Source organism: Neptunomonas sp. ABH4_499 (assembly GCF_056160565.1).
This window is the reverse complement of record NZ_JBSWXK010000006.1, coordinates 48,408-71,192: the sequence shown is the minus strand read 5'-3', so window position 1 is coordinate 71,192 and position 22,785 is coordinate 48,408. Positions and strand designations below refer to the sequence as shown.

The following is a 22,785-nucleotide window of genomic DNA, read 5'->3' as shown; positions in this document are numbered from 1 at the left end:
GATCGTTAAACCGTAAAATACACCGCTAACAGCACGATGCCTAAAATAAAGCGGTAGATCACAAACGGTAACATACCGATCTGATTCAACCACTTAAGGAAAAAGTGAATGCACGCTAACGCACTCAGTGCCGAAATAACAACACCCGCTAAGATCATCTCCCACTGGGCCGCTGTTCCGGTTTGCGCAAGCTCCAAACCTTTGTAACTGCCCGCGGCAAGGATAATAGGCACCGACAGTAAGAACGAAAAACGCGCTGCTGCTTGACGGGTCATCCCCAACATCAAGGCTGCTGTCATCGTAATACCCGAACGCGAAGTACCTGGGATAATCGCAATCGCTTGTGCAACACCGATCAACATCGCTTGCTTAAAGGTCATGTTCTCAAGCGGTTGCACCTCGGTGCGTTTAGCATCAGCCACCCACAGTAATGCACCAAAAATCAAAGTAGTTCCAGCGATCACAAGGATGGAGCGGCCGTATTCATCGATGATGTCGTTCATCAAAAAGCCAAAGATCAACGCAGGAATGGTGGCAAAAATCACAAACCAAGCGATCTTTCCTTCTGCGGAGCGCTCCCCCTTGAACCATGCAAAAAACGCCAGCAACATCCCCCAGATATCTTTACGGAAGTAAAACACCACCGCCGCGAGTGTCCCTACGTGCACCCCGACATCAAACGCTAAACCTTGATCTTCCCAACCCAGTAACTGCGATGGCAGGATAAGGTGCGCCGAACTTGAGATCGGTAAAAACTCGGTCAATCCTTGAATAAGTGCCAATACGACGGTTTGAATCCAATCCATTTATTGCTGATCCTTCTTTTTCCATGCGACATCATCGCGTAAATAGACAGGTAGCGCCTCTTCAGGGGCTACCGTTTCTCCTCTTTGCCAAGCACGCTCAGCTAAGCGCACCATGGCCGAAGCGGTGGGATAAACATAGGGATTGATGGTTGCTACTTTTTCTTGCACCAAAGCCGACATTGACGACTGGTATCCCCATCCAGAACCTGCGCCCTCCCATTGAGCATCAAAGGGGAGCGATACACGCTCAGGATGATTAACGCGTTCTTGTTCAATCACCACGGGGTAACCATCGATATTTTCGAAAGCCCCCCAATACACTTCATCCATACGCGCATCGAGTGCTGCAACGACGTGCTGCGCGCCCTCTTGAAAGCGTTGATACGCGATGGATGCCAAGGTTGAAACCGGGATAACGGGCTTTTCAGCACCAAACGCTAAGCCTTGTGCAACACCGGTCGCAATACGAATACCGGCAAAGGAACCCGGGCCACGACCAAACGCAATGGCGTCTAAATCTTGCACGGTTAATTGATGCGTTTTTAAAAGAGCATCGATCATCGGCAGCACTTGTTTGGTGTGCTGGCGAGGGATCACACGAAAATCTTCATATACATTGCCCTTATGCAACAGGGCAACCGAGCAAGCGTCCGTTGAAGTGTCAACGGCTAGCAAGGTCGTCATAGGTGGTTGTACCTCTTCTGAACCGATGTTTAGGATGGTTCCGACGTTGGGGGCGTTAGATAAGCAGCTCCCCACTGTGGCATTAAATCTTGATCAAGCCCAATCTGAGACAAGATACGTGCCACAATAAAATCGACCAAATCTTCTATGGTTGTCGGATTATGATAAAAACCAGGACTGGCTGGAATGATCACCGCTCCCATCCGTGTGAGCTTAAGCATATTTTCTAAATGGATCTCGGAATACGGCGCTTCACGCGGCACCAAGATTAATTTTCTGCGCTCTTTTAGCGCAACGTCGGCCGCACGCTCAATCAAGTTATTACTGGCACCTGTGGCGATGGCCGATAAGCTCCCGGTACTGCAGGGGCAAACGACCATGACCGACGGCGCTCCTGAGCCCGAGGCAACTGGGGACATCCATTGCTCGTGAGAAAAGACCCGAATCTGACCAAACTTAGCCTGTGTGAGTTCCGTTAAGCGCTTTTCCTGCTCCGCGGCTTTAGAGCGCAGCTTAAGATCCGTTTCGGTCGCAATCACAACCTGCGCCGCCTTCGAAATCATCACAAAAACTTGCACGTTGGCGCTGACCAAACACTCCAATAGGCGAATCGCGTACTGAACCCCAGAGGCACCCGTAATTGCAAGTGTGACTCGCTCGGCGTATTCAGCAGGGCTGGATTGATCGTTACGTTCTGTTTGACTCATTACTTCGTTACCGTATCTGTACTAATAGCCACTTAGTACGGACAAAATTTTGCCATGGATGCCATTAAAACCGCCATTACTCATCACGACGATGTGCGTCCCTTCAGGCTGCACTGCAACCTCTTTTAGAATCTGATCGATGCTTTGGCTTACCGCTTGCTGCTCATAACCTTCGACCACATCATCCAGCGACCAATCAAGTCCAGGCGGCTGATACCAGATCACTTGATCCGCCTGCTCGGCCGACGCCGCTAATCCTGAGCGGTGTGAACCTAATCGCATGGTGTTAGAGCGTGGCTCGATGATCGCCATGATGCGTCCATCACCCACACTTGCACGCAAGCCTTGAAGGGTGGTTTCAATCGCCGTTGGATGGTGCGCAAAATCATCGTACACGCGAATGCCATTGCACTCGCCGATCAGCTCCATACGACGTTTCACACCACCAAAAGCACACAGAGCTTCAACCGCATGATGCGGCTGCACACCAACATTGCGCGCAGCGATGATCGCCATCAATGCATTAGAGACATTGTGAGCCCCAGTTTGAGACCAATCAACAACACCAACCACTTGGTTCTCAAAACACACTTCAAACTGGGAGCCATCCTCTTTTAGCCAGTTCACACTCCAATCCGCAAGCGCGGCATCCTCTTTATGGATCGCGGCTTTCTGAATGGGGGTCCAACAGCCTTTTTCGATCACGCGCTCAAGCGCAGGCTCGCCAATGGGATAAATGATCTGGCCATTATTGGGGACGGTTCTTACAACATGGTGAAACTGGCGCTCGATATCCGACAGGGAGTCAAAGATATCGGCATGATCAAACTCCAAGTTATTCATGATCAGGGTACGTGGGCGGTAGTGGACAAACTTAGACCGTTTATCAAAAAACGCCGTATCGTACTCATCCGCTTCAATGACAAAAAATGGAGAGCCGCCCAATCGCGCCGACACATCAAAATTCTTTGGTACACCGCCAATCAGATAACCTGGCATCATGCCCGTATGCTCTAACACCCACGCCAACATGGAGGTTGTGGTCGTTTTACCATGGGTGCCGGCTACCGCCAGTACCCAGCGGTCCTGCAACACATGCTCACATAACCATTGAGGACCAGACACATAATGCAGCCCCTTATCCAACATGTACTCAATCGATGGATTACCGCGGGTCATGGCGTTGCCAACCACAACAAGGTCAGGTGCAGGGTTTAGATGCTCAGGGTCATACCCTTCCATCAACTTAATGCCTTGGGCTTCAAGCTGAGTACTCATCGGTGGATAGACGTTGGCATCCGAGCCTGTGACCTTGTATCCCAACTCTCTGGCCAGCAGTGCCAAAGACCCCATAAATGTTCCACAGATGCCTAGAATGTGAATATGCACCGATCATCTCCTGTATTGCAGAGGCACATCATACCTTAATCGTGTAAACACGTTGGATTTTATCGGGTTAAATTCGTTCAAGCCCATGATTTTCCGTCCTAACTCACGTAAAATCGCGTTTTCTAATCACGCTTCTTAACATCAGCAAAGGTAACGAGCCTCATGCAACTGCTTAGCCAGTTTCTCCGTCGTGAAGAAACCGATGAAGAATTAATGGACCTGATCACCACATTGACCGTGGCGTGCAAGGAGATCGCACTGAAACTGCGCCAAGGCGCTCTGGCCGGAGTGTTGGGCACCACCGACAACACTAACGTACAGGGCGAGAGCCAAAAGAAGCTCGATATCATTTCTAACGAGATTCTTAAAACCATCCTGCTGAACCACCCATTGGTTGCGGGCGTTGCCTCCGAAGAGGAGAGCTGGCCGGTACCGGGTAACCAAGATGGTCGATTCTTAGTTTTGTTTGACCCGCTGGATGGCTCTTCCAACATCGATGTGAATGTGTCTGTGGGAACGATCTTCTCTATCCTAGAAGCTCCACAGGGTGAAGACTACAGCACTGAATTCCCATACCTCCAGCCAGGTCGCAAGCAACTGGCGGCAGGTTATGTCCTCTACGGCCCATCGGCCTTATTGGTACTGACCACCGGCAAGGGTGTGAACATGTTCACCCTCTCGCACACCGGCGATTTCTTGCTCACGAAAGAAAACGTTCAAATCCCAGAAGAAACCAAAGAGTTTGCCATCAACATGTCAAACTACCGAAACTGGGAACCGGCCATGCGCGAGTATGTTGATGACCTTCTTCAAGGCGCTGATGGCCCGCGTGAAAAGAACTACAACATGCGCTGGATCGCCTCTATGGTGGCCGAGGTGCATCGTGTCCTGACACGCGGCGGGATCTTTAGCTACCCGTGGGATGCACGTACACCGAAAAAGCCAGGTAAATTGCGCTTGATGTACGAAGGCAACCCAATGAGCATGTTAATCGAGCAAGCCGGTGGCTTAGCCACAAACTGCTACAAACACGTGATGGATGTTCATCCAGATGATATCCACGAGCGAGTTTCGATTGCGCTGGGCTCCTCTCAAGAAGTGGAAGTACTGCTTGAGTACCACAAGAAGCACATCAGCGAAGACGAATAATCACCGGTAAGTCGTATTCAATCCAACGAATGCGACTTTTATAATGGCCGAAAACCCTTTGTATTGACTTTAAACAGGAAGAAAACGCATGAGCTTTGCAAAAGTGCCTGCGGGTAAAGACGTACCTAACGACATCTATGTCATCATCGAGATCCCAGCGGAAAGCTCGCCAGTAAAATACGAGATCGAAAAAGAGGAAGATGCTCTTTTCGTAGACCGTTTCATGGCAGCTCCTATGTTCTACCCAGCGAACTACGGTTACATCAACAACACGCTGGCAGACGATGGCGACGCTGTTGACGTTCTGGTTCTGACACCTTATCCAGTGGTACCTGGTTCAGTTATCCGCTGCCGCCCAATCGGCGTTCTGAACATGACCGACGAAGCGGGTCAAGATGCTAAGCTGCTGGCTGTTCCTCACGACAAGCTGACTAAGATCTACAAAGATGTTCAAGACATTTCTGACCTGCCAGAACTGACTCTGGCTCGCATCAAGCACTTCTTCGAAAACTACAAAGGCTTGGAAGAAGGCAAGTGGGTTAAGTTGGACGGCTGGGAAGGTGCTGATGCCGCTCGCGCTGCCATCGAAGCTGGCGTTAAAGCGTACGAAGCCGCTAAGTAATTTATCTTAGCTAACTGGAAAAAGCCTCTTCAGAGGCTTTTTTTATGCGCGAGAGAAAGATCAAGAGCGCTAAAAAATATCTGGCGAAAACAACTTACAAATTAACTTTGAATTAATTTAAAATATTCAGCAATCATTAATATTACAAAAAACCCAATTCCTCAAACCCTAAAATACACCCACCTAACTTTATATCACCCACTTTTCAAGCCTTACAAAAACCACCAAAAATTAAAAATCGTTACTAATCAACAACATTAATAATTATTTATTTTATTAAAAAAGTTGCTTATTATTTTCACGCCTTTTAACTCCCCAATACAAATAAAATCAAAACTTCGTTTTATAAAAGCGACAGTTTCCTATTTCTATAATAACAAGGATTGCTGAACATTAATCTCAAGGAGGATTTAATGAAATACACGGCTATTTTAACGGCGGCTACGCTGGTTTTGACTTCAAACCTAAGCTTTGCAGGTAACAAACGCCCGCAGTGCCACTCCATTACCGGAAACTTTGCAATATCCGTTGATAATAACTGCCCTATTTTAACGGCTCCAGAGCGCAATTATTGGTACCAGGAATCTTCTTTTCTATTTGAATCAGGGGTTCCAAACACCTGTTTTAAAGGAGAGCTTACAGCGAGTCTTGCAGGGCTTGAAATCAAAGGTGTTTCTTATTCAGCGATGACGCTGAACAGCTTCCCAAGCATTGATAATATGATGGCTTTCACAGCTATTTCGCTTGTGGAAGTCACCACAAAAGAAGGCTGGCCGCTCGGAAAACTGATTACCAAGGACACAGGCATTCAAGATAACACAACTTATAATGCCAATGAAATTCTGAGCATTTCCGATGGCTCCAGTTATTTCAAAAACGCCTCAGGTACCATTCAAATAGATGGACCTAGCCTATTAGGCTCTAGCGAAGTATCTGGCAGCATCTGCTTAAAGCGCTAGCACCACTATGCTTATGCGGCTCGAATACGAGCCGCACGTAACTACACAGTTACCGCCATTCATTTTTCTGATGTCCCCAATCCAAAAAGACCATTAGCGCCCCTCTCCTTTATCCATAATACTGCTCCTTTCAACAAGGAGAGCGTTATGCACTTAATCATCGGAAATAAGAATTATTCATCATGGTCACTACGGCCATGGTTATTACTCAAACTCTTTAACCTACCCTTTAATGAAACCAAGCTTCCATTGTTTACCGAAGCCTATTATCAAGAGATTGATCAGTACTCACCCAATGGAAAAGTTCCCGTGTTGCATGATGATGAAGTCGTTATTTGGGACTCACTGGCGATCTGTGAATACATCAATGAAACCTATTGTGACAATGCCGCTTGGCCTCGCGACGCTAAAAAACGAGCCTATGCGAGAGCCATTTCAGCCGAGATGCATTCAGGCTTTCCAAATATTCGAGGCGCCATGCCAATGGACTGTCGAAGAGCACCCGCGCCCATCGAGATGAGCCCAGCACTAAAGCAAGAGATTCAGAGGGTGAATCAGATTTGGACTGAGTGCCGTAAGGCACATCAAGTTGAAGGGCCGTGGCTAATGGGGGATCTATCCATTGCCGATGTCATGTTTGCGCCAGTAGCGATTCGATTTGATCGGTTCGCGGTTACTGACCTGAGCCAGCAAAGCCAAGACTATGCTCAGTTTCTATTATCGCAAGCCCCAATGCAGGAATGGATCGCCAACGGCAAAGCCGAAACGGAAGTCATCGATTTCTAAAAGCTGTCATACAATGTCATATATTGGCCAATGCAAACCATGCGGCGGCCATGATGACATTAATCTTGCCCCATCATTTTTAATATGTGGCCACGAGCACCAGTGATTAGCAAAGTCTTAAACACACCTGAAAGCACACTGCCTTTTGACTGTGCCGTCTCAGCTGTTAAGGGCGTTTTTGCGATGAAACCAACACCGAAACTTGCAACCAAACTGCTTGGCTTGATCAAATCTTGCTGGAATTTAGACCACCAAAGTGTTTTCGCGTGCTGAGCATGGTGCTTTGCAACTGAGCATCGCAAACATTGTTGATCCATACGATCAATCAAGTCTTTAAAGTCCGATTTCATAATGATTCACCCTGAGTGCATGCAGTAGGCACATAGTCATTTAAACCTTGGGCGAGCCAGTAACAGCCGCTAAGGTATTTCTCAACGTAATTCGTTTGGCCGTGTTTTTAAGCAAGACGAACAGCACCGCTGCAACGCGAGACTCAAGCTCCGCTAAAGTCAGCACTTCGGAAGCGGCTTGTGTGTATCCACTGACCACACTGGATAGAGACGACTCCTCATGGGAATCCCCTTCATTACCATGAGGAGACCCATTGTGTGTGGCCTGATCAGCATGTGTGTACGGTTGAGCGCTGTGGGTTGCCCCTGAAGCGGAGCAATTTAACTCATCTTTGCGCTGGGATGGGGTTGTCATAACGGCATCCTCGACCTGAACGCGACTCAAAATTACTTACGGTTCAGCAGTGACGCTACGACAGCACCGGCTAAGAAAGCAAAACCGACTGTTTTAATTGGATTTTCTTTAGCGTAAGTGCTTACCGCACTGGTGACTTGTTCAGATCGCGCTTTGGCTTGTTCTGCAATAATCGAAGCTTGCGCACTCATATCATCAGCAATTTGATGTAGCTTATCTTCACCCACACCCGCAGCAGATGCAGCGCGATCGACAGCGGAGTGCGCTCCCTGTGCTACTCGGTCGATGGTTTTATGAGCTTTCACTTCTTCAAGGGCTGCATTAGTTTGGTTGTTTACAGAATTTACATTAGCCATGATGTTTCTCCTAAGAGGTTGATTCCTTGTGACTTGTAATGACTAATACATAAGTCATGCCAACTCTATAAACCTTTGATTTAGTTAAATTAAATAAATCTCTGGTAATAGTATGACCGCAAAAACCCAGATTTTTTTCATGCCTGACTCCAATTTTTTCAGGCCTGAATAGACTAACCTTCTGCCAGTAACGTTTTTCCCATAGATGTAAGGAGCCAAAATGAAACGGACACTTAAGTTAGTACTTCAAGGATTGATCACTGTACTGCCGCTTCTATTAACCGCGTACTGTGTCATTTGGCTGCTGTCTTTCATTGAAGAGATGTCAAAAACCCTGCTACTGACGGTGGTCCCTGAAGATCATTACCTACCCGGCATGGGCATTGTGGCTGGATTGCTGGTGTTGTTCTTGATTGGTTTGATGGTCAACACCTACGGCATGCAGTACCTAGTGCGCTTAGGTAATCAGATTATGGAAAGCATCCCTTTTGTTAAGTCCATTTACGGCGCAATTCAAGACATCATGTCCGTATTCAGTTTAAACAGCAAAAAAGAGATGAAAAGCGTGGTGAGCGTAGAAGTTGCTAAAGGGATGAAGCTCATTGGCTTTATTACCGGGGAGCAAGCGGGCCAGAAGTTATACCCAGATCAAGACAGGGTCGGCGTCTATCTACCCATGAGCTATCAGATCGGCGGATTCACCGTGTACATAGAGCGTGACAAAATCACACCCTTGGATATTCCGATTGAAGATGCGATGCGCATCGCCATTACAGGTGGCGTACAGTCTAACAACAAAGAGCATCAAGATGAGGACTTAATCACCCCATTGGCCGAGTTTATCCAGGGGCACAATCCGATGAGCTCCGCCAGTAAGGAGTCATCAGCTGATAAAGAGTCTTCAACCGGTAAAGAGCCCTCAAGCGATAAAGACTCCTTAGCGGATAAAGAAACATCTACCGATAACGACTTGGCAACGGATAAAGAGAAAAACTTTACAGAGAAACCAAAAGAGGCCTGATTCGGCCTCTTTCACAACGGCGGATACAGTTGTTATTTCGTGTGATCGATTAAGTCATCGACGATGGCTTTCTCTTCCTCGAGAGAGTCAACGATCTCATCACGATGCGGCAAGACAGCGTTCAAGAAAATCGCGACCAATCCGCACAAGCTGATCCCTTGCAAAGTAAACTCACCATTACCGATCGACATACCGCCAATACCAAACACCAACGTGGTCGCCACAATCACCAAATTACGTGATTTAGCCAGATCCACTTGCGCTTTTACCAACGTGTTCAAACCCACTGTTGCAATCGAACCAAACAGCAAAATCATAATGCCGCCCATCACCGGCGTCGGAATCGATTGCAGCGCCACGCCAAACTTCGCAAACCAAGCGATTAAGATCGCAAAGACAGCAGCCCACGTCATCACAACCGGGTTAAACGCTTTAGTCAGCATAACCGCTCCCGTAACTTCGGAGTAGGTGGTGTTCGGCGGTCCGCCAAACATCGCGGCGGCCGAGGTAGCTAAACCATCACCGAACAAGGTGCGGTGTAAGCCTGGTTTTTCCAAATAGCGCTTACCAGTGATGTTGCTGATGGCCAATATATCCCCCACATGCTCAACAGCGGGTGCAATCGCAACCGGAATCATGAACAGAATCGCTTGCCAGTTAAAGGTTGGGAACACAAAGTCAGGTACTGCCAACCAAGGGGCTTCGGCTACTTTTTCAAACGACAACATCCCCATAAACTCAGCCGCTACCGTGCCAGCCAGCACACCGAACAGTATAGGTACTAACTTAAAGATCCCTTTAGCGAAAACCGCCGCTAGCAAGGTTGCCAGTAATGCGATCATCGAAACCCAAATAGCATCCGCATAAGGGAACAGCTCGATGGAACCATCGCCGCTTTTACCCACAGCCATATTGACCGCTACAGGCGCAAGGCCCAAACCGATCACCATAATCACTGGGCCTGTCACCACAGGTGGCATCCAACAATGGATAAAACCGGAGCCTTTAAACTTAACCGCTAAAGCCAACAGCATATACACGCCACCAGCCGCCATTAAGCCCCCCATGGTGTCAGAGACACCCCAATTACCGACCGATGCCGATATTGGCGCGATAAACGCAAAGGAGGAAGCCAAAAAGATCGGGATTGAACGTTTAGTCACCCATTGAAACAAAAGCGTACCGATACCGGCTGTGAACAAAGCAACACTTGGGTTTAACCCAGTGAGAAGAGGCACTAGAACCAAAGCACCAAAAGCCACAAAGAGCATTTGCGCGCCGGATACAACCAAGCGCAAAGAGGAGGATTCCGTCGACATAACTGAACCTTACAACACAGGTTTGAACATTAAAAAAAGGCTTATTTTGTTCCGAAAATTTTATCGCCCGCATCCCCAAGGCCAGGGATGATATAGCCCTTATCGTTTAGGTGTGAGTCGACGCTGGCCGTGTAGATATCCACATCCGGATGCGCTTTGGTTACCGCTTCAACCCCTTCAGGCGCAGCCACCAAAACAAGTGCACGAATGTCGGTGCAGCCAGCCGCTTTTAGCATATCGATGGTTGCGATCATCGAGCCACCAGTGGCAAGCATCGGGTCAACAATCAAGGCCATACGCTCTTCGATATCGTTGGCCAGTTTTTCAAAGTACGGAACAGGCTCCAGCGTTTCCTCGTCACGGTACAAACCCACAACGCTGATTTTGGCACTTGGAACCAGATCCAAAACACCGTCCAACATGCCAATGCCAGCACGCAGAATAGGAACAACCGTGAATTTTTTACCCTTGATGCGCTCTGCTTCAACGGTGCCGTTCCAGCCCTTAATGTCGTAGGTTTCCAGCTCCAGATCCTTAGTGGCTTCATACGTCAGAAGCGCGCCCAGTTCAGCGGCCAGTTGACGAAAGCTGCGTGTACTCTTGTTAGCTTGACGCATGATGCCCAATTTGTGACGTACTAAAGGGTGTTTGATCTCTTTTACGCTCATGTGTGTTTCCTAAGCTGTCTGGAAGCGAATGTAAATGCGGGGTTATTGCGCAAAGAGTATCGAAACCTGACCCAAATGTCATGATTTTGCCGACACAACCTTGCCCTTTGTCAGCCTCATCAGTATCGTTTCCGTTTTGGAAAACCTGTAGAGAGCCTGTCATGCCAAAAACTGACCTAGACCAGATCAAAACCGTTTATGAAGAAGCAGACCTACTGTTCTCCCCCGCTGAGATCAATCAAGCAATGGATAACATGGCAAAAGAGATCACCCAAGCGCACGGTGATACCAACCCAGTTATCTTTACGGTGATGAACGGCGGTTTGGTGATAGGCGGTCAGCTTCTGACTCGCTTGGAGTTTCCACTGGAGGCCGGTTACCTTCACGCAACGCGCTACCGCAACACCACATCCGGCCACGAGCTGGAGTGGAAAGTAGCCCCAATGATCGACTTCACCGACCGCTCGGTGATCATCATTGATGATATTTTGGATGAGGGTCACACCTTGGTCGAGATCGTTGAGTACTGCAAAAAACACGGCGCTTCCAGCGTTGAGACAGCCGTGCTGGTAAACAAGCTGCACGACCGCAAGGCGCGCCCAGACCTGAAAGCCAACTACGTCGGTTTAGAGGTCATTGACCGTTACATCTTTGGCTTTGGTATGGATTACCAAGGCTACTGGCGCAACGCGCCTGGCATTTACGCCGTTAAAGGCATGTAATCAAAAACGCCCACATGATGTGGGCGTTTTTGAAGATCCTTATGCATGAAGCTCATCAAACAAATCGATAAACTCCAACGTGAGTTTATGATTGGGTGCCAGATGAATCAGCGGCTTCGCTTCATTATGTGATTCACGCATTTTAACTGAAGAGCCAATTTTCGTTTTCAGCACAGGAAGCGATTCTCCCTCAAGCTCAGCAACAATTTTCTTAGGCAACGAAGCTCTCGGCTGATACTGATTGACCACAATGCCTTCGATTTGAAGCTGCTCGTTATGGTCCATTCGCGTTTCATTGACGTTATCCAACAACGAATACAGCGCATTACGTGCAAACTCATCACAATCAAACGGAATCAAGCAACGATCAGCAGCTACCAAAGCGGACAACGTGAAGAAATTAAACGCAGGCGGCGTATCAATGTAAATCGCATCAAAATCGTCCAGCTGCTCTAACGCTTCTTTGAGCTTGTAGATTTTATGCTTCGTCTCAAGCTTGGACTGTAAATCGGCTACATCCGGATTTGCCGGCAGAATAAAAAGATTGGGATAAGGGGCTGGGTGGATAAATTTATCCGGCCCATGCGGTTTTAGTTGGAAGGTTAAGGTTTGCTCGAAGAAGGCTTTGATGTCCTCCTCTAAGGTATCAGAACCTTCACCGTATAAATATTGAGTCGAGTTGCACTGTGGATCGAGATCCACCACCAGAGTTTTAAGACCTCTGGCGGCGCTGATCGCGGCGAGGTTGGCGGTAATGCTTGACTTCCCTACGCCTCCCTTTTGGTTAAAGACGACTCGTTTCATGCACACCCCCTTCTTAGCGATCAATCGATCTTAGATATTATCCTTGTGCCAGCAGCTCTCTTAAATCAATGATGGCCGCGTTGGCGCGTGAGATGTAAGAAGCCATCACCAAAGAGTGATTAGCCAAGAAACCAAACTCAGTACCATTCAAGATGATTGGGCTCCAAATGGTATTTTGGGTCGCTTCTAACTCACGAATGATTTGACGCAAACTGACACGCGCGTTTTTCTTATCCAAGGTTGGACCAAAGTCTTGCTCGATCCCCTTAAGAATATGGATTAACGCCCAAGCGGTGCCGCGTGCTTCATAGAAAACATCATCGATTTTAAACCAAGATGTTTTAATTTCTTGCTCACTCTCAACCGGAGTGGATTGCTCAGCCACATTGTCGCCTGCCAAATCGGTGTTCAAGCGTTTCTGGCCAACACTTGCGCTTAAGCGCTGCGATAACGAGCCCAGACGTGTACTGACATCCCCAAGCCAAGCGTTCAAGTTGTCTGCACGCGCATAAAACTGTGCGTCTTTTTGGGCTGGGTCCTTAAGACGAGTGAAATAATTTTCGGTCAACTTTAAAGACTTGCGGTATTCACGCTCAGTCGGTGGGAAAAACCAACTGTTGTTGTTAAAGCTCAACAAAGGCTCCGCTTCAGCCAAGTCCGGATCTTCCGTTGATTGAGACTGTGAGCGGCTAAAGTCACGACGAAGCGCACGCGACAAATCACGGGCTTGAACCAGCACACCAAACTCCCAGCGCTTGATGTTATCCAACCAAATACCCGGAGGTGTGCGGTCGTTACTGATGTAACCACCTGGCTTATCCAGTAATGTCGATGTAATGTGCACCAGTGCACCCACCGTACCCGCACCCACAACCGAAGCCGTGCCCGCTTCCGAGAGCGAGTACTCATACACGTTGAACTCGTCAGGCTCGTTGCTCCAATACACACCCAAAACAACACTGACCAGAAGATACACACCCAACAGGGCAAATATCGCTTTTATCCAAGTACTGCCACCGATAAAGCCAGTAATCGAATCCCAAAACCGAAACCAGATTCGTTGTAAAGCGTCCAAAAAAAACTCCTTTCGTTTTTCCAGCGATGGACCCATCGAGTGACGTTTAACAATCTCCCTGTCAGCGAGCACTCAACGGTAATGATAGGCGGATGTCTTTTATATATGCTGCATCGCAATATAGAGATCCCTTAAAGATGGATCATCACTGATTTACCCACCGATATCAACTTTTTAGTACAGTCTAACCCCTTGCCCTAATTGACGTTAAAAGCCATGAAAAGCACGCATGAATCGTTGCTGAACTGCACTAGCCTTTTGTCTAACGGCCTTTAAATCTTGCTAAGAACGTCGGCTATCTAGACGATAATTTGCAAAAAACGAGACAACTTCTAGACTCTTTTAGACCTTTAATGCAAACTATCGCGCACATTTGCTGTCACAGATTTTCATGTGGATGTTTGCCCATATTTACACCGGTGTTAATACGCACTCCGGTATGGCAACACCTGATAGATCCGTTGACTGAGCGGCAGGACGCCCTACTACTGTTTTTCGAGAACCCGGCATTGATGCCGCACGTCAACGCAGCAAGCGAACATAAAAGAAGCCTCATGCCAGTATCTGAGAGAAAGAGACAAGAATGGACATTCGCAAAGTAAAAAAACTGATCGAGCTGTTAGAAGAATCCAACATCAACGAAATCGAAATCAAAGAAGGCGAAGAGTCTGTACGCATTAGCCGTGCTTCTAGCGTCCAACAACCGGTTGCTATGCAAGTACCTGTTCAGCCGGCAGCGCCTGCACCTGTAGCGACTCCTGCGGCTCCACCTGTTTCAGCTCCGACTGCTGCTGAACCGCAATCCAGCGGTCACGCTGTAAAATCGCCAATGGTAGGTACTTTCTATCGATCACCTTCACCAACGTCACCTGCGTTTATTGAAGTTGGCAAAAGCGTTAAAGCCGGTGATGTCATCTGTATCGTTGAAGCGATGAAAATGATGAACCAGATTGAAGCGGACAAATCAGGCGTGATCGAAGCGATCTTGGTTGAAGACGGCCAGCCTGTTGAGTTCGATCAACCACTGGTTACTATCGTTTAAGATCCGATTCATCACAGCGAAAGGAATTTTCCATGCTGGAAAAAGTTGTTATAGCCAACCGCGGTGAAATCGCTCTGCGTATTTTGCGCGCGTGTAAAGAGCTGGGCATCAAAACCGTCGCAATCCACTCCCAAGCAGACCGTGATCTTATGCACGTGCGTTTGGCAGACCAAGCGGTTTGCATTGGCCCAGCGCCGTCTGCAAAAAGCTACCTAAACATCCCTGCGATCATCAGCGCTGCTGAAGTAACCGACGCTACAGCGATTCACCCAGGTTACGGTTTCCTTGCCGAAAACGCAGGTTTTGCAGAACAAGTTGAGCAATCTGGCTTTACCTTTATCGGCCCAACCGCTGATGTGATTCGTTTGATGGGCGACAAAGTATCCGCCATCGAAGCGATGAAAAAAGCAGGCGTACCAACGGTACCCGGTTCTGATGGCCCACTGCCTGAAGACGACTCAAAACTGTACCCGATTGCTGAACGTATTGGTTACCCGGTTATCATCAAGGCTGCTGCCGGTGGTGGTGGCCGTGGTATGCGTGTTGTGCATTCCGAAGCATCGTTGATCAACTCTGTACACATCACTCGCTCTGAAGCGGCTGCCGCTTTTGGCGACCCAACCGTGTACATGGAAAAATACCTCGAAAACCCTCGTCACGTTGAGATTCAGGTATTGGCTGACGGTCAAGGTAATGCGATCCACCTGTACGACCGTGATTGCTCGATGCAACGTCGCCACCAAAAAGTGGTTGAAGAAGCACCGGCACCGGGCATTGACCCGGACGCGCGTCGCCAAGTACTGCAAGCCTGTGTCGATGCCTGCATCGAGATCGGCTACCGTGGCGCGGGTACGTTCGAATTCTTGTACGAAAACAACGCGTTCTACTTTATCGAAATGAACACCCGTGTTCAGGTAGAACACCCAGTAACCGAAATGGTCACCGGCGTTGATATCGTTAAAGAGCAGCTGCGTATAGCAGCAGGTATGCCTTTGTCGTTCACTCAAGATCAAATCGAGTGCAAAGGCCATGCGTTTGAGTGTCGTATTAACGCAGAAGACCCGAAAACCTTTATGCCAAGCCCTGGTAAAGTGATCCACTTCCATGCGCCAGGCGGTAACGGTGTTCGTGTCGACTCTCACCTGTACGATGGCTACAGCGTACCACCGCACTATGATTCATTGATTGCAAAATTGATCACCTACGGTGAAGACCGTGACGTCGCACTTATCCGTATGCGTAACGCACTGGATGAGCTGCTGGTGGATGGCATCAAAACCAACGGTCCATTGCATCAGGACATCATGCGCGATGCGCACTTTATCGAAGGTGGTGTCAACATCCATTACCTCGAGAAGAAGCTAGGGCTGTAATTCATCCCTACGATAGAAAGCCCGCACTTGCGGGCTTTTTTATGCCCACCAATTCCCTTCAATGCACGAATACGTAATAATTTGTCGCTCTTTACCCGCTTTTAGGACGCATCATGCCCTGGCTACAAATCAAGTTACAGATCGCCCCTGACACCGCTTCATTCTATGAGGATGTTTTATTAGAAACAGGCTGTGCCGCTGTAACCCTACAAGACACTCAAGATACCCCGATTTTTGAGCCAGACTTAGGCACGACGCCACTGTGGTCCAATACAACCATCATGGGTTTATTCGATTCGGACTACGACCTTGATACCACCATTGAAGCGATCAAATCCGCCCATCATGCCCAATATTCGGACAAGCCGGTTCCGGTCATCTCTTCTGAAATTTTGGAAGATAAGGACTGGGAACGTGAATGGATGAAAAACTACCATCCGATGCAGTTTGGCCAACGTTTATGGATCTGCCCTAGCTGGCGCGAAGCACCCGAGCCTAATGCCGTAAACTTGATGCTGGATCCTGGCCTTGCCTTTGGTACGGGCACGCACCCAACAACCGCACTGTGTCTTGAGTGGCTGGATGCGCAAGCGTTGGATAATCTGAAAGTCACCGACTACGGATGTGGCTCTGGTATTTTGGGAATCGCGGCCCTGTTATTGGGCGCCAAGCATGTGCTGGCGGTGGATATTGATCCACAAGCGATACAAGCAACAAAAGATAATCTGGATCGCAATAAGCTGTCTCATGAGACACTCCATGCCTACCTGCCAGAAAACGCCCCGCACGAAGAGAGCGACCTCTTAGTCGCGAACATCTTAGCTGGGCCTTTGGTCGCACTTGCACCAACCTTGGCAGAGCGCGTTAAATCCGGTGGTCTTATTGCTCTTTCGGGCTTACTGAACCATCAAGCAGACGAGATTGTTGCCACCTACAGCCAGTGGTTTGATTTAGATCCGGTCACTGAGCGTGAAGAGTGGATCCGCGTCACCGGACGTAAAAAATGACAGAGCGCGCTTTTCAGACTCAATGCCCAGGCTGCAGCACCCGCTTTTCCGTGAACGAGCGGCAACTAACCGTTGCCTCAGGTAAAGTTCGTTGCGGTGTTTGCCTCAAAGTCTTTAAAGCGCACGAACACATTCCGGTTCCGGAAGAGGCTCTAGAAGACTTTCAGTCAGAGTCAATCTTAAAAACGGAGCAACCGGTCAACTCATCGACTGTACCGGAGCCAACACCCGCGCCACTTACCGCTGAAAAGCGCTCCAGTGTAGCGAAACGTTCAGCGCCCCCCAGCAAGAAAACTCGGCCTACTAAAAAGGTCGATATCGACACACTGGCGAACCAGCTGGATGCGTTCGACAACGGCACAAAGGGTTCAGCTAAAACTAAAAAATCATCCGGCCCATCAAGTATGGATCGCCCTTCATTTGATCAAGAAGCGATTCCATTTATCCCATCTGAATCGATCATACTTGAAGGGCAAATACCACCGAATAAGCGATCATCAACGTCACCGTTGCGCTTTGTTCAGTGGGGACTCGTTGGTATTTTAGTGCTGCTGCTAGGTGCCCAGTCTCTCTATCTGATGCGCGATCAAGGCCTTCGCTCCGCTACGTGGCAAGGGGTGTATCACACCCTCTATCAATGGATTGGACAAACACCGCCTGCTCAGTTTAATCCGGAGGCGATACGTGTGTACGAGATCCATTTGCAACCACACGAAACCTTGGGTGATGCGCTTCGCTTATCCTTCTTGCTGCAAAACCGAGCCGAAAAAGATCAACCTTTTCCAGCCCTGCAGCTCACCTTTACGGACATCAAAGAACGAAAAGTCGCCTCGCGCACCTTCCAACCATGGGACTACGTAGACCTATCACGCTTTGATCAACACCTAATGCCAAGCACCCGCCCCATTCAAATTCAGCTTGACATTTTGAATCCTGGCATCAGAGCTGTGGGCTATCAGGTGGATGTACAAACACCGTCGAAAAACGGTTAAAAAATCATCAAAACACCTTGGAGCAAACCGCGCTAGCGGTTATCATTACGCCCTTCCCTGATTCCACCCCTACACCCTCTTTTTGACGGGTGCGGGATCCCTTTTTCAAACGGTTGAGGTGCTTAACACGATGTTTCAGATCGGCCCCTACACAATCGACAGCCAGGTGATTCTGGCACCGATGGCCGGCGTAACGGACCAACCGTTTAGAAAGCTGTGTAAACGCCTTGGCGCGGGGTTAGTCGTCTCCGAGATGGTGATCGCTGATACCCGCCTCTGGAACAGCCGTAAGTCTTCTTATCGACTGAACCACACAGGCGAATCAGAACCCCGCTCTGTCCAAATTGCAGGTGGCGACCCAGAGATGATGGCACAAGCGGCACGCATGAATGTTGAGCGTGGCGCCCAGATCATCGATATCAATATGGGCTGCCCAGCTAAAAAAGTCTGCAATAAAGCCGCAGGTTCCGCTTTATTAAAAGATGAGCCTCTGGTTCACAGTATTTTGCAGTCAGTCACCGCCGCCGTGAATGTCCCTGTGACCCTTAAAATCCGCACCGGATGGGACACGGATAACCGCAACGCCTTAACAGTCGCCAAAATGGCACAGGATTGTGGCATAGCGGCGCTGGCCGTGCACGGCCGTACGCGCGCGTGCAAATACCGAGGCGAAGCGGAATACGACACCATCGCTCAAGTACGCGAAGTGCTTGAAATACCTTTATTCGCAAACGGTGATATACGCTGTCCTGAGAAAGCAGCCAGCGTTCTTAAGCACACCCAAGCGGATGCGGTAATGATCGGTCGAGCAGCACAAGGGAACCCATGGATATTCAGGGAGATAGATCACTATTTGCGCCATCATGAACACCTGACACGACCAAGCCAGCACGAAGTGCTGACCACTTTGCTTGATCACCTTTCGGAGTTACATGCTTTCTATGGCGATGTGATGGGTCCTAAAATTGCGCGCAAACACGTCGGTTGGTACTTGCAAGATCAGCCAAATAGCGTATCTTTCCGCGCTCATTTTAATCAACTGGAAACAGCAGAAGATCAGATCGCTGCGCTGAACGCTTTTTTTAACGGCGCTTCAGACGATTTTGCCGTAGCCTGATCAGTCAACGGGTATAAAAGTACTGTGGATATTAAAGAAAACATCAATACCTCTTACCGTGCGGACAACCACCAGGAAAGCCTGCAGCAACCCACACTGCGCGACAGTGTTCAGGTATCGCTGAACAACTACTTCAAGCAGCTGGATGGTCAACCGGTCTCCGATGTTTATCAAATGGTGTTATCGGAGATCGAAGCGCCGCTGTTCGAAACAGTCATGGCTTATACCAAAGACAACCAGACAAAAGCCTCTGAGCTTCTTGGCCTGAACCGCGGTACCTTGCGCAAGAAACTGAAGCAATACGGCTTACTGTAAGACTTCCTTTTTCATTTAACTGAGTGACAAAACCAGCACCATGGCAGACCAGACCTACACACCTATTCGTCGTGCACTGATCAGTGTGTCAGACAAAACCGGCATCGTTGAATTTGCTCAAGCCCTACAAGGCATGGGCGTAGAAATTCTATCCACAGGCGGCACTTACAAGCTCTTGTGCGATAACCAAATCCCAGCAGTGGAAGTGTCTGAGTACACAGGCTTCCCTGAAATGATGGACGGCCGTGTTAAAACACTGCACCCGAAAGTACACGGCGGTATTTTGGGTCGTCGCGGTCAAGATGACGGCATCATGCAGGAGCACAACATCAACCCAATCGATATGGTTGTGGTTAACCTGTACCCGTTCGAGCAAACCATCGCTCGTCCTGATTGCGATTTGCCATTGGCCATCGAGAACATCGACATCGGCGGTCCAACCATGGTGCGCTCTGCGGCTAAAAACCACAAAGACGTCGCCATTGTGGTTAACGCTTCAAGCTACGAAGCGGTGCTGGCTGAGTTAAACGCTCACCAAGGTTTGGCGTACAAAACCCGTTTTGATCTGGCTCTTCAAGCGTTTGAACACACCGCACGTTACGACGGTATGATCGCAAACTACCTAGGCACCATCGACCAAAGCGCTGACGAGCTGAGCACAGAAGGCCGCGATACATTCCCGCGTACCTTCAACAGCCAGTTCATCAAAGCACAAGACATGCGCTACGGCGAGAACCCGCACCAAAACGCGGCGTTCTATGTAGAAGCCAACCCTCAAGAAGCGTCTATCGCTACCGCTAAGCAGATCCAAGGTAAAGAGCTGTCTTACAACAACGTGGCCGATACCGATGCGGCCCTTGAGTGTGTTAAGTCCTTTACCAAACCGGCTTGCGTCATCGTTAAGCACGCAAACCCATGCGGCGTTGCCGTTGTGCCTGAAAACGAAGGCGGCATTCGCAAAGCGTACGACCTTGCGTTTGAAACCGACACTGAATCAGCCTTTGGCGGCATCATTGCTTTCAACCGTGAGTTGGATGCTGACACAGCAAAAGCAATCGTTGATCGTCAATTCGTTGAAGTCATCATCGCACCGAGCGTCAGCGCAGAAGCGGCCGGGATTGTTGCCGCTAAGCAAAATGTTCGTTTGCTCGCTTGTGGCGAGTGGCCGGCAGAGCGCATCGCAGGTCTTGATTACAAGCGTGTGAACGGCGGCCTTTTGGTTCAAGACCGCGATAACGGCATGATCAGCGCAGATGACCTGAAGGTAGTCACTCAGCGCGCACCGTCCGAAGCAGAACTTCACGACCTGATCTTCGCTTGGAAAGTGGCTAAGTTTGTTAAATCAAACGCCATTGTTTACGCGAAAAACCGTCAAACCGTGGGTGTTGGCGCGGGCCAGATGAGCCGTGTTAACTCTGCGCGTATTGCGGCGATCAAAGCTGAACACGCAGGTTTACAGGTTGAAGGCGCGGTCATGGCATCGGATGCGTTCTTCCCATTCCGTGATGGCATTGATAATGCGGCTAAGGTAGGCATTAAGACGATCATCCAACCCGGTGGTTCTATTCGTGATGATGAAGTCATCGCCGCAGCCGACGAAGCCGGCATTGCGATGGTCTTCACGGGTATGCGTCACTTCCGCCATTAATAACGATTGATCGATCAGAACCCGGACATGCGCCGGGTTCTGTGTATTCGGAGAACGAGTATGAAAATTTTAGTGATTGGTTCCGGCGGTCGTGAACACGCGCTGGGCTGGGCGGCCGCTCAAGATGCACGCGTAACCGACGTATTTGTGGCGCCTGGTAACGCAGGTACCGCAACCGAAGCAAAGCTACACAACGTTGATATCAATGTAGGTGAGCTGGACAAACTGGCTGCATTCGCAAAATCCAACGACATTGCTCTTACCATTGTTGGCCCAGAAGCCCCACTGGTAGACGGTGTTGTGGATAAATTCCGTGAAGAAGGCTTAGCCATCTTTGGCCCAACGGCGGCAGCCGCACAACTGGAAGGCTCAAAAGCGTTCACGAAAGACTTTTTGGCGCGCAACCAGATTCCTACCGCGGAATACCAAAACTTTACTGAGATTGAGCCAGCACTTGCTTACGTGCGTGAAAAAGGCGCTCCAATCGTCGTTAAAGCCGATGGCTTAGCGGCGGGTAAAGGCGTTATCGTGGCAATGACGCTTGAAGAAGCGGAAGACGCGATCAAAGACATGCTCGCAGGCAATGCCTTTGGTGATGCCGGCAGCCGTGTGGTCATCGAAGAGTTTTTGGATGGTGAAGAAGCCTCTTTCATCGTCATGGTCGATGGCGACAACGTACTTCCGATGGCTACCAGCCAAGACCACAAGCGTGTTGGCAACGGTGATAGTGGCCCGAACACGGGTGGAATGGGTGCCTACTCCCCTGCGCCTGTGGTGACGCAAGATATTCACAACCGCATTATGGATGAGGTTATCCTGCCTACCGTTAACGGCATGAAAGCTGAAGGGAATGAGTACACAGGCTTTTTGTACGCTGGCTTGATGATCATGGCCGATGGCACACCTAAAGTGATTGAGTACAACTGCCGCTTTGGTGACCCTGAAACCCAACCGATCATGCTGCGCTTGAAATCCAGCTTGGTTGAGTTGTGTGAAGCGGCGATCGCACGCACACTGAACACAACACAAGCCGAGTGGGACCCACGCCCATCTGTGGGTGTTGTAATGGCGGCAGGCGGCTACCCGGGTGATTATGGCAAAGGCGATGTGATCAGCCTGCCAGACTCAACGCCTGAAGCGTCCAAGATTTTCCATGCTGGCACCGCATTAAAAGATGGCAACGTAGTAACGGCCGGTGGTCGTGTACTGTGTGTCACTGCTCTGGGTGATTCTGTAACCGATGCACAAAAGCGTGCGTATGAATTACTGGAACACGTCTCTTGGAAAGATGCTTATTTCCGAACCGACATCGCCTACCGTGCGATTGCTCGCGAATCGGAAAAGTAATCAGAATAAGCCACTGGTAACAGTGGCTTTTTTGTAAATGTGACAAAACCAAAGGCATCACTGACGATGGGGCAAAAGAATGACTCTTACCCCCATTGCAGTGGTGTTCGTAAACCGCTAGTCTTTGTAACATTTTTCGACTTTTGAATATCGCACTCAGTGGATTAACGCG

General features: G+C 49.2%; 25 protein-coding genes. 14 read left to right on the top strand and 11 right to left on the bottom strand.

Annotation, left to right across the window (positions count from 1 at the left end; genetic code table 11):
- Nucleotides 1-5 precede the first annotated feature (5 nt).
- From ACXAF9_RS07810 to mpl, 4 genes are read right to left on the bottom strand one after another with little or no spacing between them, the layout of a single operon-like run.
- Nucleotides 6-806, bottom strand: coding sequence for an undecaprenyl-diphosphate phosphatase (locus ACXAF9_RS07810; protein WP_475072542.1), 801 nt, complete (start codon nucleotides 804-806; stop codon nucleotides 6-8).
- Complete coding sequence (gene tsaB / locus ACXAF9_RS07805) at nucleotides 807-1,490, bottom strand: tRNA (adenosine(37)-N6)-threonylcarbamoyltransferase complex dimerization subunit type 1 TsaB (RefSeq protein ID WP_475072540.1); 684 nt, start codon at nucleotides 1,488-1,490, stop codon at nucleotides 807-809.
- 29 nt (nucleotides 1,491-1,519) lie between these two features.
- Nucleotides 1,520-2,197 carry a flavin prenyltransferase UbiX gene (locus ACXAF9_RS07800; RefSeq protein WP_475072538.1) on the bottom strand — a complete coding sequence of 226 codons (678 nt, stop codon included), beginning with the start codon at nucleotides 2,195-2,197 and terminating at the stop codon, nucleotides 1,520-1,522.
- A gap of 21 nt (nucleotides 2,198-2,218) precedes the next feature.
- Nucleotides 2,219-3,586 carry a UDP-N-acetylmuramate:L-alanyl-gamma-D-glutamyl-meso-diaminopimelate ligase gene (gene mpl, locus ACXAF9_RS07795; protein ID WP_475072536.1) on the bottom strand — a complete coding sequence of 456 codons (1,368 nt, stop codon included), beginning with the start codon at nucleotides 3,584-3,586 and terminating at the stop codon, nucleotides 2,219-2,221.
- Nucleotides 3,587-3,748: 162 nt separating this feature from the next.
- Here mpl and ACXAF9_RS07790 point away from each other — a divergent pair, with 162 nt between their 5' ends.
- The 4 genes from ACXAF9_RS07790 (at nucleotide 3,749) to ACXAF9_RS07775 (ending at nucleotide 7,102) form a co-directional block, all read left to right on the top strand.
- Nucleotides 3,749-4,735: a class 1 fructose-bisphosphatase gene (locus tag ACXAF9_RS07790; RefSeq protein ID WP_475072534.1), complete on the top strand. Its 987-nt coding sequence runs from the start codon at nucleotides 3,749-3,751 to the stop codon at nucleotides 4,733-4,735.
- A gap of 88 nt (nucleotides 4,736-4,823) precedes the next feature.
- Nucleotides 4,824-5,357 (top strand): inorganic diphosphatase, encoded by a 534-nt coding sequence (ppa, locus tag ACXAF9_RS07785; RefSeq protein ID WP_475072532.1) that lies wholly within the window; start codon nucleotides 4,824-4,826, stop codon nucleotides 5,355-5,357.
- A 413-nt stretch (nucleotides 5,358-5,770) separates the two neighbouring features.
- Nucleotides 5,771-6,316, top strand: coding sequence for a hypothetical protein (locus ACXAF9_RS07780; protein ID WP_475072529.1), 546 nt, complete (start codon nucleotides 5,771-5,773; stop codon nucleotides 6,314-6,316).
- Between the two features lie 147 nt (nucleotides 6,317-6,463).
- Nucleotides 6,464-7,102, top strand: a complete 639-nt coding sequence (locus ACXAF9_RS07775) for a glutathione S-transferase family protein (RefSeq protein WP_475072526.1) — start codon at nucleotides 6,464-6,466, stop codon at nucleotides 7,100-7,102.
- A gap of 59 nt (nucleotides 7,103-7,161) precedes the next feature.
- Here the strand turns inward: ACXAF9_RS07775 and ACXAF9_RS07770 are convergent, their stop codons facing one another.
- From ACXAF9_RS07770 to ACXAF9_RS07760, 3 genes are read right to left on the bottom strand one after another with little or no spacing between them, the layout of a single operon-like run.
- The gene (locus ACXAF9_RS07770) at nucleotides 7,162-7,452 is read right to left on the bottom strand and encodes a hypothetical protein (RefSeq protein WP_475072525.1); all 291 of its coding nucleotides are present in this window, start codon (nucleotides 7,450-7,452) and stop codon (nucleotides 7,162-7,164) included.
- Between the two features lie 40 nt (nucleotides 7,453-7,492).
- Nucleotides 7,493-7,807: a hypothetical protein gene (locus ACXAF9_RS07765; protein WP_475072524.1), complete on the bottom strand. Its 315-nt coding sequence runs from the start codon at nucleotides 7,805-7,807 to the stop codon at nucleotides 7,493-7,495.
- Between the two features lie 32 nt (nucleotides 7,808-7,839).
- Nucleotides 7,840-8,163 (bottom strand): hypothetical protein, encoded by a 324-nt coding sequence (locus ACXAF9_RS07760; RefSeq protein WP_475072523.1) that lies wholly within the window; start codon nucleotides 8,161-8,163, stop codon nucleotides 7,840-7,842.
- Nucleotides 8,164-8,383: 220 nt separating this feature from the next.
- Here ACXAF9_RS07760 and ACXAF9_RS07755 point away from each other — a divergent pair, with 220 nt between their 5' ends.
- Nucleotides 8,384-9,184, top strand: coding sequence for a DUF502 domain-containing protein (locus tag ACXAF9_RS07755; RefSeq protein WP_475072522.1), 801 nt, complete (start codon nucleotides 8,384-8,386; stop codon nucleotides 9,182-9,184).
- Nucleotides 9,185-9,216: 32 nt separating this feature from the next.
- Here the strand turns inward: ACXAF9_RS07755 and ACXAF9_RS07750 are convergent, their stop codons facing one another.
- Complete coding sequence (locus ACXAF9_RS07750) at nucleotides 9,217-10,503, bottom strand: uracil-xanthine permease family protein (RefSeq protein WP_475072521.1); 1,287 nt, start codon at nucleotides 10,501-10,503, stop codon at nucleotides 9,217-9,219.
- A 41-nt stretch (nucleotides 10,504-10,544) separates the two neighbouring features.
- A complete protein-coding gene (gene upp / locus ACXAF9_RS07745; protein WP_475072520.1) occupies nucleotides 10,545-11,171 on the bottom strand; it encodes a uracil phosphoribosyltransferase in 627 nt (208 codons plus the stop codon).
- A 161-nt stretch (nucleotides 11,172-11,332) separates the two neighbouring features.
- Between upp and ACXAF9_RS07740 the strand changes: the two genes are divergently transcribed.
- The gene (locus tag ACXAF9_RS07740) at nucleotides 11,333-11,893 is read left to right on the top strand and encodes a hypoxanthine-guanine phosphoribosyltransferase (RefSeq protein ID WP_475072518.1); all 561 of its coding nucleotides are present in this window, start codon (nucleotides 11,333-11,335) and stop codon (nucleotides 11,891-11,893) included.
- A 39-nt stretch (nucleotides 11,894-11,932) separates the two neighbouring features.
- On the opposite strand, the gene ACXAF9_RS07735 is transcribed toward ACXAF9_RS07740, so the two are convergent.
- A complete protein-coding gene (locus tag ACXAF9_RS07735; protein ID WP_475072516.1) occupies nucleotides 11,933-12,697 on the bottom strand; it encodes a ParA family protein in 765 nt (254 codons plus the stop codon).
- 37 nt (nucleotides 12,698-12,734) lie between these two features.
- Nucleotides 12,735-13,772: a DUF2333 family protein gene (locus ACXAF9_RS07730; protein ID WP_475072514.1), complete on the bottom strand. Its 1,038-nt coding sequence runs from the start codon at nucleotides 13,770-13,772 to the stop codon at nucleotides 12,735-12,737.
- Nucleotides 13,773-14,355: 583 nt separating this feature from the next.
- Here ACXAF9_RS07730 and accB point away from each other — a divergent pair.
- The 8 genes from accB to purD all read left to right on the top strand — a co-directional run bounded on the left by accB (nucleotide 14,356) and on the right by purD (nucleotide 22,613).
- Entirely contained in the window at nucleotides 14,356-14,814 is a 459-nt protein-coding gene (accB, locus tag ACXAF9_RS07725) for an acetyl-CoA carboxylase biotin carboxyl carrier protein (RefSeq protein WP_475072512.1), read from the top strand.
- Between the two features lie 32 nt (nucleotides 14,815-14,846).
- On the top strand, nucleotides 14,847-16,187 hold the full coding sequence (accC, locus tag ACXAF9_RS07720) for an acetyl-CoA carboxylase biotin carboxylase subunit (RefSeq protein ID WP_475072510.1): 1,341 nt from the start codon (nucleotides 14,847-14,849) through the stop codon (nucleotides 16,185-16,187).
- A gap of 113 nt (nucleotides 16,188-16,300) precedes the next feature.
- Nucleotides 16,301-17,194 (top strand): 50S ribosomal protein L11 methyltransferase, encoded by an 894-nt coding sequence (prmA, locus tag ACXAF9_RS07715; protein ID WP_475072508.1) that lies wholly within the window; start codon nucleotides 16,301-16,303, stop codon nucleotides 17,192-17,194.
- A complete protein-coding gene (locus ACXAF9_RS07710; RefSeq protein ID WP_475072506.1) occupies nucleotides 17,191-18,186 on the top strand; it encodes a zinc-ribbon and DUF3426 domain-containing protein in 996 nt (331 codons plus the stop codon). The genes prmA and ACXAF9_RS07710 overlap by 4 nt, the downstream gene beginning before the upstream one ends.
- A 130-nt stretch (nucleotides 18,187-18,316) precedes the next feature.
- On the top strand, nucleotides 18,317-19,303 hold the full coding sequence (gene dusB, locus ACXAF9_RS07705) for a tRNA dihydrouridine synthase DusB (RefSeq protein ID WP_475072504.1): 987 nt from the start codon (nucleotides 18,317-18,319) through the stop codon (nucleotides 19,301-19,303).
- Between the two features lie 42 nt (nucleotides 19,304-19,345).
- On the top strand, nucleotides 19,346-19,618 hold the full coding sequence (gene fis / locus ACXAF9_RS07700) for a DNA-binding transcriptional regulator Fis (protein WP_475072926.1): 273 nt from the start codon (nucleotides 19,346-19,348) through the stop codon (nucleotides 19,616-19,618).
- Between the two features lie 40 nt (nucleotides 19,619-19,658).
- Entirely contained in the window at nucleotides 19,659-21,266 is a 1,608-nt protein-coding gene (gene purH, locus ACXAF9_RS07695) for a bifunctional phosphoribosylaminoimidazolecarboxamide formyltransferase/IMP cyclohydrolase (RefSeq protein ID WP_475072502.1), read from the top strand.
- Nucleotides 21,267-21,326: 60 nt separating this feature from the next.
- Nucleotides 21,327-22,613 carry a phosphoribosylamine--glycine ligase gene (gene purD, locus ACXAF9_RS07690; protein WP_475072500.1) on the top strand — a complete coding sequence of 429 codons (1,287 nt, stop codon included), beginning with the start codon at nucleotides 21,327-21,329 and terminating at the stop codon, nucleotides 22,611-22,613.
- Nucleotides 22,614-22,785: the final 172 nt, after the last annotated feature.